We start from the raw sequence: 9,398 nt of genomic DNA, 5'->3' as shown, positions 1-9,398 counted from the left end.
ACCTTTTTCAGGACAACTCATGGCTTATATTATAACGTCAGATTGGAATTTGGAATTTATTTATTGGAATTTATAAGTATTATTTCAAATACAAATAATGATTGTAATAATCTATAATCGCCTTACCTTCAAGTAGAATATCGGCTCCAATAATGCCATGAACAGGTTTCGCCTTATAAGCTTCCAGAGCTTTATTTACATGCGAAAGATCAAAAATTACAAGACTAAAATCCAGATTTTTCCAACTTCCGAGTTGCAAGTTATTGTTTGCCGAAATTTGCGTTCTCATGCCTGTTCCACCAGCGCCTGAAGCTTTTGTTTTTGATTTTTTTGCACTTAACTCAAAACGTTCAATGCTTTCAAATCCTACACAGGAATTAGATGCACCGGTATCTAAAATAAAATTCCCGGACACACCATTGATTTTGGCTTTTATTAAAAGATGTTGCGTTTTGGTAACCTTGAATTTTATTTTTTTGTATTTCTCTTTTTTGAGAACCTCGTGAAGATTTTCCATTTTGATAGCGATTGAAAACCAAAAATAAACCAATTACAATCAATAAACTAATCATATAAAAGATATAATTTGTTGATTTTTCTTCTTGAGAAATCGAACCATAATATACAAACGAACTCCAGTAATAAGGTGATTTTTTAGTATTTGGGATTGATTTATCTTGTAAAAAAGCAATTTTAGCATTCGTACAAGCTTCATAATACGGAACATTGTTTTTAATATTTTTATAAAAATCAGTCATAAAAACCGATGTCGTATAATCGTTCACCTTCCATAAAGAGAACAATAAATTTTGGGCTCCCGCAAACTGAAAACCTCTCGCCACACTCATCGCACCTTCGGCTTTATAAAGTTTGCCAATTCCCGTTTCGCAGGCACTTAAAACCACTAAATCAGGATTAATATTTAAGTTATACAATTCTGAATATAAGATTTCCTGATCATAGAATTTAATGCTTGCCGGAGTTTCGATATCGCCCGAAGAAGCGTGTGTGCTTAAATGTAAAATCGAATATTGGTTGGCATTATTTTTAAAGTTAGAAAAACTCGCTTCTGCATTTTTTAAATATTTTCCTTTAAAATTACTTTTGATAGATTCTAATTCTTTCTTCGAATAACTCAATTCAAAAGCGGTTTTTTCGAAAATGGGGAAAATTCCCAAAACTGTTTTTTCGGATCTTGAAATTGGTTTAGAATTAAAATACATAGTTGCCGAAGTATTATAAGCAATCTCAAAATCATTCAATAAATAATGCATTTTGGCAAAATTGGTTGTTGATGATTCTTGCGTAATCAAAGCTTCAAAAGGCAGGAAATTTAAAATTCCGTCGGGAACAATGATGAGGTTTTGGTAAACAGAATTATAGGGTAGTTTTAATAAATCGTAAGCTATTTTTCCAGAATGATTATAGCCCGAAATGTCATTCGTAATTGAATTTGAATCATTGAAGTAATTTATAAAATGTATAATATTATAAATCTTTCCGTCACCAACCTGAAGTCGATTTAATGAAATTCGATTGTTTTGCAAAGTAAAACAATACTGATTCTCAAATCCCATAAAATAATAAACCAGTATTGCTTTGTCTTTTTCTAATTTCGAAAACAAGGCTTTTAAATCGTATTTTTCAGGAATATAATTGGGGTTTTCTGATTGCACTTTTTTTAGCAAAAGCATCAATTCGTTTTGTTTTTTTATAAACTTATTTATTGCTGAAATATTAGCCAAATCACCTTTCTGCTGTTCTTTTAAAATAGCATTATTTAAGTTTTGAAGTTGGTGTAAAAACTGTTTTTCTTCTGCGGAAGCATTCTTAATATTCGAACGATAACGTTGCAATATTCCAGATTTTGTTCTTTCAGAAAGGTTAAAAGCTTCTTCTAAATATTTGATTTTGCCTTCTTTTTGATACAATCGATTACAAATAGAAATAGACTTTTCTGTGCGATTACGTGATCGCAATTGTGCAATAATTTTAGCGTTTTCGTAAATCAAAGAATTCATCAATAAATTTTCGATGTAAAATGAAAGTCCAAAAGCCTGAAGTGCTTTTGTAGGCTGTTTTAATTCTAAAATTTCAGCCTGCAAATCGAGCGCGTCAATCAAAACTGTTTCGGCATACAATTGATTTTGATTTGGAAGTATATTTTGGGAATTGTAATTAGGAATTAAAATTCTAAAAATAGCTTTGATTTGCTTTTCGCTTTCAACATATTTTCTTTCTTCAAAAAGTAATAAAGCCTTTTCGTGATAAAGTTTAGCTAGTTTTCTTGGTTGTTGACTGGGAGTTTGTAAAAAGAGTTTTTCTGCTTTTTCTAAATAAGAACTGGCAATCTCAAATCGTTGCCATTGTCTGTTTAACGACGAAAGATTTCTATAAGAATTCGATAAAGTTTCTGATTGATTTTTTTCGTTTTGTAAATACTTTATTGAAGATTGAAATGCGTTTTCAGCTTTCTGATGATTTTCAGGTCTCATCAAATTTCCAGTAGAATTAAGCAAATAACTATTTCCCAGATTATTCAATAAAATCCCTTTCTGCGAGTTGGATAGTTTTTCTGTTTTTAGAGTATTTTCTAATAATTCGATTGCCAAAGAAATTTTACCGGAACTCTGATACACATTTGATAAATTCAGAATTGCAGCAAACTTTTGTTTTGGAGCGTCAGGATAATTTTTAGAAGTATTTACAATAAAAAAGTATTGCTTTATCGTGTTTTCTGCGCTGTCATAATCGCCCAAAACCGTATATAAATTGCCTAAAGGTTTCAGACAATATTCGATAATATCATAACTGTTCAGTTTGTTTTTCTGATAAATTTGCCAGGCTTTTTCGTAGCTCGAAATTGCTTTTTCGGTTTGCCCGAATTGGTTTTCATAATAGGCTTTATTGCAATTTAGAACTACAATCGCCAATAATTCATCTTTGGTTTTAGGTTTTGGATTCCTCCAAAAATCAGCTTCAATCCGGTTTAAGTTTTCTATGGCTTTCGCCGAAGGATTTGCCACAAAAACATCAACCGCATTGTATATTTTATCTTCCGGACTCTGTCCGAAAACAGTCAGATTTATAAAAAGAAAAATTAAACCATATAAGTTATATAAGTTCATATTAATTTGCTGTGCATAGCTTTAAAGTTTTTTCGCCACGAATTCACGAATTATTATATAAAAATAAAATTCGTGAATTCGTGGCAAATTCTCTGCGAATCTTTGTGAAAATCTTCGTGCATCTCTGTGTAATAACTCTAAAATTTCCAGATTCCGTAAAACTGGAAATAGTTGAAATTCTGTTCAAAATTCATCACATATCGTGCGCCCAAACTCGGTCCGATTCTCGCGAAACCTAATGTTAAATCGAATAAAACCCCTGTTTTTAAATTGGCAAACGAATTTTTCTCCGAACTTGATTCGGTTCTCGTATCCATTAAAAACTGATCGGTTCCGCCTTCGAAGCTTTCAATTTTTTTGTTTATCGTTTGTTCTGATGAAACATCAAAATTCGCCTGAATTCCGGCACCAACTCCAATATAATTATTAATGTTATATCTTATCAAAACCGGAATTTCCCAGTTTACGCTTTTGTTTTCGGTGGTGGTTGTCGTGCGTTGAAATTGTTTTACACCATTTGGGTTTACCACATTTTGATCGACAACTGTTGCAGCATCTTCGTATTTGTTGATAGCGTTTAACCATTCGGCTTGCCAGTAAAAACGATACGATTTAAAAGGCGAAATAGTCGCGCCCACAAAATAACTGGTCGATTTTTCGAGATCAGGATACACATTATAACCTGCTTTTGCACCAATCGAAATTCCGGGCAGGAATCGGGTTGTGGCGTAATTAGTAATTATAGGTTCGTTTTTATCAAAGATAATTGCGGTACGGCTTTTAGTTTTTACTTTATGAAAATCCTCGGCAAATTTCATAGAGTATTTTACAAAGCCTTTTGTACTGTCTTTTTCGTGTACATTTTTTTGCTCGCTTCCGGGTAAATAAATGTTTTTGAACGTAAAGAAAATTTGATTTTTCTTGATAATTGTATCAAGACAACTCACGGTAGGAACTTCATCTTTTGGACAAATAGGACATTTTGGGTACATATCCTCAACCTGAAAAGTTTTCTTGTCGAACATATCCGGAACATCTGTTTCCAGCCTGATCATTCGTGCAGGACCTTCACCATTATTCTGGAAACGGGTTTTAAAATTTACTCGTTTAAAACGCACCAATCTATAATTCATAAAACTTCCGTTAGATCCCATTTTGTTAGGATCGTGAGAAGTTACGATTTCCATTTCGAGGTTTTTTATTTTGTGGTTTTTATAACTTCTGTTGGGTACAAAAATACCTCGCATAGTAACAGTTGCGCTGGTATCTTTGATCATTTCCGGAGTGGTTTTAAACGTATAAAATACATTGTGCGTTTCACCCGGATTAGCATCATCAAATTCTAAAACCGAAACGTTATGATAAGTTTTATTAGCATCTAATAATGAAGCATCAAGATTTTCTTCAGTAGTTGTATTTCTATATTTTTTGATTTTGAAATTATTTTCGGCGGAAGCCAAATACCGATCAGAATCCTCAAGATCGTTTACCGAAGCAACAGTTTTTTCTTTTACTTCACGTTCGTTTGCATAAGTCCTGAAATCGACCAATTCGAAATTATTGTTCTTAAATTGTTTCTCATTATAAAACAAATAAAGCTTTCCGCTTGCGACATAATTCTCCATATTTTGATAACCTACTACGACTACCATTTCCTGATCCGGAATAGGATCGCAGTTTTTTATAATCGCAAATCCGTTTTGGTCTGCGATTGAAGCGATGTCTTTATAATTAGTGTCGGTAATATCATTTACGGCTACTTTTTTTGGTCGTGTTGCAGGAGGTTTTCCGTTGTCGTAATTGTTGGTTACGGCAAGTCTTGTGGTATAAGTTCCTTTGTTTTTATAGACATGTTTGGGTTCCGCTTCTTTACTATAATGTCCGTCGCCCAGTTCCCATAAATACGAATAACTTGGTTTTGGAGCGCCAGCAATTGGTATTAATGGCGGTGTTTCGGGCTTGTAAGTAATAACGTTTCCGTTTTGGATCAAACCAATATTGGCTCTTCGGGTTATGGTGTCTTTTACTTTGGTTTGTGAGAAAGAGAATAGAGATAAAAGAAGAAAGAAGATAGATGATAGTGGTTTCATAACTAGTGGTTTTTAGCCCTGATAGTAGTGGAAATCCTTTTCCTGACTTCTTTAGGAAGGAAAAGATTTCAACGTCCCGAAGCTTCGGGAGCAGGATTAGCTTCTTAAAATCATCAGAATTAAATTTGAAAACTGGATTAAATGTAAAAAAAAGTGATGAGCAAATCACCACTTTTTCTTAAAAGTATTTTGTAAGTTACTGAATAGCATTGATTGCCGCTACTAGTTGCGCTTCGGTACCAATTGTTGTTTCGGCTAAAGTAAAGGTGTAAATATCGTTTGCAGCAACGGTTACCGCTTTGATCGCATAACGCCATTGACCATTAAATTCTGTTACAAAAATCACATGACATTTTAAACCAATTGGTATTTGTCCGTAATGTTCGCTAAATAATCCTGCTGCGGTATAGGTGTCAAGTTTTGCCAATGCGTTGTTTCCTTCGCCATCATATGATAAGTAAATTGCACTATTATTGTTGTCGTAACCATCAGGTGCATCAGCAAGAATGGTCGTTTTAGGTCTTGGATCACTGTAAAAACGGTCTACGTTTGTCCAGCCAAAGTTTCCAAAAGTTACATAATAATTTGTTCCTTCGCCTTGAACACCGCCTTTTCCACCAGTTCCGTCAGCATTTGGTTTAGGCTGTTCCCAGGCTAATTCGCCTTTATCATCAATTACTCCATTCCATAAAGTCATTGCATTGTCTAATCCATCTGTTAAGGCAGTTGGTACAATTAAATTCATAGAACAAGAAGTTTTAAGTTCTACTCCGCCTTGCGTAGCTTTGATGAAGAACTCGCCTCCTGAAATCAGTAAGTTTTTCTTTCCGTCAGGCATAACTCCCATTGTTGGTTTGTTGGTCACCAGCATAGTTCCTTTATCAAAAAGTTCGATGTATTCAATGTCTACGGCGCCCGTTACGGCAACTCCGTTTTTAGTAAGGCAGTCTCCGTTAATGTTTAGTTTTACGCCTTTTGCAGATATTATGGTTTTAACACCATCTCCGGCCATGATCGTAAATCGCTGTTTTGTTGATGATACTCCTTTTTCGCTTATGCTTTTAAAAGCTGCTCCGGTTGGCGGAATGTTAACATTGCTGTCATCACCATCGCTATTATCGCAACTGATGAAAGTGATAACTGATAAAAATAAAAGTCCGAATTTTTTAAAATTTGTGTTCATGATTTCTAGTTTTTATAAATCTGCCCTGATTATTTTCAAGTGGTTCTCAGATTCTGGTTGTTAATTGTATTTCTATATCAATTTGGGTTTGATATTGTTACCCTTATTTTTGAAATTATTTTTATGGCTTGTTTTATAATGTTATATCAAGTTGTTTTATAAAATGTTACCCTGGTTTTTAATTTTCTTTCGAAAGGCATTTGTCTTCAAATAAATTTCCGTCTTCGTCTACGGCAAGGAGAATATTTTTTTTCCGCGAAAGCGTAATACTCAAATAAACCCAGACAATTGACCAAAGTCCGAATGTAATGCAGGTAATAAACAGATGAAAAGAATGTTTGATTGCTGTTTTTTCTTTAGATAAAACCACATAAGGCAATTTTTCATTGTGTTCTGTAATTACAAAACCATTCCGGGTTTTGGCAGAAATCATTTGGTTAAACTGTTTGAGATTTTTTTCGGTTATGAATTGATAGGTTTCCATTTCTCTTAATTTTTTAACTGTTTTAAAAGATTTTTGTATTGTTATATCAACTTGATATGTTAATTGTTACCCTATTATGTGAAATTTATTTACAATTGTTTTTTAAATTAGCTACAAAAAGTTTTTTTATGGGAAAAAGTAAAATTCATCCTGATCAAATGTATATTGAAGGACTTGCTGCAAATGACTCTGCAATCATTCAGACGATCTATAAAAAGTTCGTTCCAAAAGTGGTGATGTTCGTTATGAACAATTCAGGAGACAAAGAACATGCTCAGGATATAGTTCAGGAAATTATGATTTTACTTTTTAATCAGGCAAAAGCCAATACACTACAATTGACTTGTCCTTTTGACGCTTACTTTTTTTTATTGTGCAAAAGAAAATGGCTCAACGAGCTTAAAAAAACATCAAATAAAGGGGTAACAATTAATGAAGATGCAGTATCTATGAATGAATCTGCAATAGAATTGATTACACACACAGAAGAATTTGATGAAAAACAGCAGCTTTTTGATACGATGTTCCTAAAATTAGCAGATAAATGTCAGGAGTTGTTAAAGCTGAGCTTTACCACTAAAACAATGGAAGAGGTTGCTGAAAAGCTAAACGTTACATACGGTTATGTTCGCAAAAAGAAATCGTTATGTGTAGGGCAATTAACGCAGTGGATTCAGGAAGCCGGAAATTTTAAATCACTAAAAAACAATTAGTCATGAACGAAGAACGCTATATATTATTCGATCAATATCTTCAGGGAGAAATGACAGCTGAAGAAAAAGATAGTTTTGAACAAAATTTGTCTCACGATCATGAATTGGCTTTAGAATTTGATACTTTCAGAGAAGTACAATTACGCCTGAAAGACAAATTTGAGTTTGAAGAAGAAAGAGAAGCGTTTAAAGCAAACCTGACTACGATTTCAGACAAACATTTTAATACCAATAAAGCTAAAGTGGTTGTTATGCGACCTTGGTTTTATGCAGCAGCAGCATCGATCATTATTTTGTTCGGGTTATTCTTTTTTGATTATAATAATCCAACTTTTGCCGATTATGATAATCCGGAACCAGCTTCATTTGTTGAAAGAGGCGATACAAATGCAACTTTAAAAGAAGTACAAACAGCGTTTAATGATGGGAAATACGCAGCGGCAATTCCACTTTTTGAAGAAATTTTAAAAGAAAATAAAACACCCGAAATTCAATATTTTTACGGAGTTGCTTTACTCGAAGAAAGTAAATATCCTAAAGCCGAAAGCATTTTTAATGAATTAAGATCAGGAACATCTGCTTATAAAGAAAAAGCAACCTGGAATCTTGCCTTGTCTAAACTGAAACAAAAGAAATACGCAGCGTGTAAAGAAATTCTCGAAACCATCTCTCAGGATTATGAAAATTACGATGATGTCGAGAAACTTCTGGATGAGCTGAATTAAATTTCATGAAAACATAAAATTTTTACATGTATTCACACCCGACAGGTTTTTAAAAACCTGTCGGGTTTGCTGTAAATAAACTTTTACCATGAGTTTGCATTTCATGTAACAAAGAAGGAAAAAAGAAATCCGTTTTGTATCCGCGTTTTCACGAAGTGAATCCGTATCATCTGCGTGCCATCACATTCAAATTGGGAAAGTTTTTAATATTGTCGTAATTTTGATCCTTTAAAAATTAAAACATTGAATTCAACACCCATAATTACCGATACACATACACACCTATATTCTGAAGAATTTGATCAGGATCGTGACGAAATGATGCAAAGAGCTATAAATGCCGGAGTAACACGTTTTTTTATTCCTGCAATTGATGCAGCTGCAACACAATCGATGTACGATTTAGAGCAAAATTATCCTGATTATGTATTCCTGATGATGGGTTTGCATCCCACTTATGTCAAAGATAATTATGAAGACGAATTAAAGCATGTAGAAACCGAACTGGTAAAAAGAAAGTTTTATGCCGTTGGTGAGATTGGAATCGATTTATATTGGGATAAAACACACCTGAAAGAGCAACAGATAGCTTTTAAGAGGCAAATTCAGTTGGCAAAACAATATAAATTACCCATTGTAATTCATTGCCGTGAAGCGTTTGATGAAATTTTTGAAGTTCTCGAAGAAGAGAAATCCGATGATTTATTTGGTATTTTTCATTGTTTTTCCGGAACATATGAACAAGCACTTCAGGCGATATCTTACAATATGAAGTTGGGAATTGGAGGAGTAGTAACATTTAAAAACGGAAAAATCGATCAGTTTTTAAATCAAATCGATTTAAAACACATTGTTTTAGAGACAGATTCTCCCTATTTAGCACCAATTCCGTATAGAGGGAAACGCAATGAAAGCAGCTATTTGATAAATGTTATTAGCAAATTAGCGGATATATATGACGTTTCTGAAGAAGAAATAGCACAGAGAACAACTCAAAATTCTAAAGACGTTTTCGGGATTTAACCCATTATGTAACATACTTTAAATTTTTTTTTGTTCTTTTGCCCACTAAAAT

8 protein-coding genes are annotated in these 9,398 nt (G+C 33.4%); 3 read left to right on the top strand and 5 right to left on the bottom strand.

Annotation, left to right across the window (positions count from 1 at the left end; genetic code table 11):
• Nucleotides 1–79: 79 nt before the first annotated feature.
• From BXU01_RS21630 to BXU01_RS21610, 5 genes are all read right to left on the bottom strand, one after another.
• Nucleotides 80–415 (bottom strand): retropepsin-like aspartic protease, encoded by a 336-nt coding sequence (locus BXU01_RS21630; RefSeq protein ID WP_255373821.1) that lies wholly within the window; start codon nucleotides 413–415, stop codon nucleotides 80–82.
• Entirely contained in the window at nucleotides 378–3,128 is a 2,751-nt protein-coding gene (locus BXU01_RS21625; RefSeq protein ID WP_255373820.1) for a CHAT domain-containing protein, read from the bottom strand. The genes BXU01_RS21630 and BXU01_RS21625 overlap by 38 nt, the downstream gene beginning before the upstream one ends.
• Nucleotides 3,129–3,265: 137 nt before the next feature.
• Nucleotides 3,266–5,218, bottom strand: coding sequence for a PKD domain-containing protein (locus BXU01_RS21620; protein WP_083695443.1), 1,953 nt, complete (start codon nucleotides 5,216–5,218; stop codon nucleotides 3,266–3,268).
• A 196-nt stretch (nucleotides 5,219–5,414) separates the two neighbouring features.
• Nucleotides 5,415–6,401, bottom strand: coding sequence for a hypothetical protein (locus BXU01_RS21615; protein WP_083695440.1), 987 nt, complete (start codon nucleotides 6,399–6,401; stop codon nucleotides 5,415–5,417).
• Nucleotides 6,402–6,579: 178 nt separating this feature from the next.
• Nucleotides 6,580–6,885, bottom strand: a complete 306-nt coding sequence (locus tag BXU01_RS21610; RefSeq protein WP_083695437.1) for a hypothetical protein — start codon at nucleotides 6,883–6,885, stop codon at nucleotides 6,580–6,582.
• A gap of 128 nt (nucleotides 6,886–7,013) precedes the next feature.
• Here BXU01_RS21610 and BXU01_RS21605 point away from each other — a divergent pair, with 128 nt between their 5' ends.
• The 3 genes from BXU01_RS21605 (at nucleotide 7,014) to BXU01_RS21595 (ending at nucleotide 9,346) form a co-directional block, all read left to right on the top strand.
• Nucleotides 7,014–7,598: an RNA polymerase sigma factor gene (locus BXU01_RS21605; protein ID WP_083695496.1), complete on the top strand. Its 585-nt coding sequence runs from the start codon at nucleotides 7,014–7,016 to the stop codon at nucleotides 7,596–7,598.
• A gap of 2 nt (nucleotides 7,599–7,600) precedes the next feature.
• On the top strand, nucleotides 7,601–8,323 hold the full coding sequence (locus BXU01_RS21600; protein ID WP_083695434.1) for a tol-pal system YbgF family protein: 723 nt from the start codon (nucleotides 7,601–7,603) through the stop codon (nucleotides 8,321–8,323).
• 243 nt (nucleotides 8,324–8,566) lie between these two features.
• Nucleotides 8,567–9,346: a TatD family hydrolase gene (locus tag BXU01_RS21595; RefSeq protein WP_083695431.1), complete on the top strand. Its 780-nt coding sequence runs from the start codon at nucleotides 8,567–8,569 to the stop codon at nucleotides 9,344–9,346.
• Nucleotides 9,347–9,398: the final 52 nt, after the last annotated feature.

It is taken from the genome of [Flexibacter] sp. ATCC 35103 (assembly GCF_001975985.1).
Taxonomy (GTDB): Bacteria; Bacteroidota; Bacteroidia; order Flavobacteriales; family Flavobacteriaceae; genus Flavobacterium.
Note: the sequence above shows the minus strand (reverse complement) of the source record. Positions and strands in the feature narration are given on the sequence as shown.

Excerpts from the sequence above, each read along its gene's own strand:
- BXU01_RS21625 (WP_255373820.1), bottom strand. The coding sequence starts at position 3,128 with ATGAACTTATATAACTTATATGGTTTAATTTTTCTTTTTATAAATCTG.
- BXU01_RS21620 (WP_083695443.1), bottom strand. The coding sequence starts at position 5,218 with ATGAAACCACTATCATCTATCTTCTTTCTTCTTTTATCTCTATTCTCT.
- BXU01_RS21615 (WP_083695440.1), bottom strand. The coding sequence starts at position 6,401 with ATGAACACAAATTTTAAAAAATTCGGACTTTTATTTTTATCAGTTATC.
- BXU01_RS21610 (WP_083695437.1), bottom strand. The coding sequence starts at position 6,885 with ATGGAAACCTATCAATTCATAACCGAAAAAAATCTCAAACAGTTTAAC.
- BXU01_RS21605 (WP_083695496.1), top strand. The coding sequence starts at position 7,014 with ATGGGAAAAAGTAAAATTCATCCTGATCAAATGTATATTGAAGGACTT.
- BXU01_RS21600 (WP_083695434.1), top strand. The coding sequence starts at position 7,601 with ATGAACGAAGAACGCTATATATTATTCGATCAATATCTTCAGGGAGAA.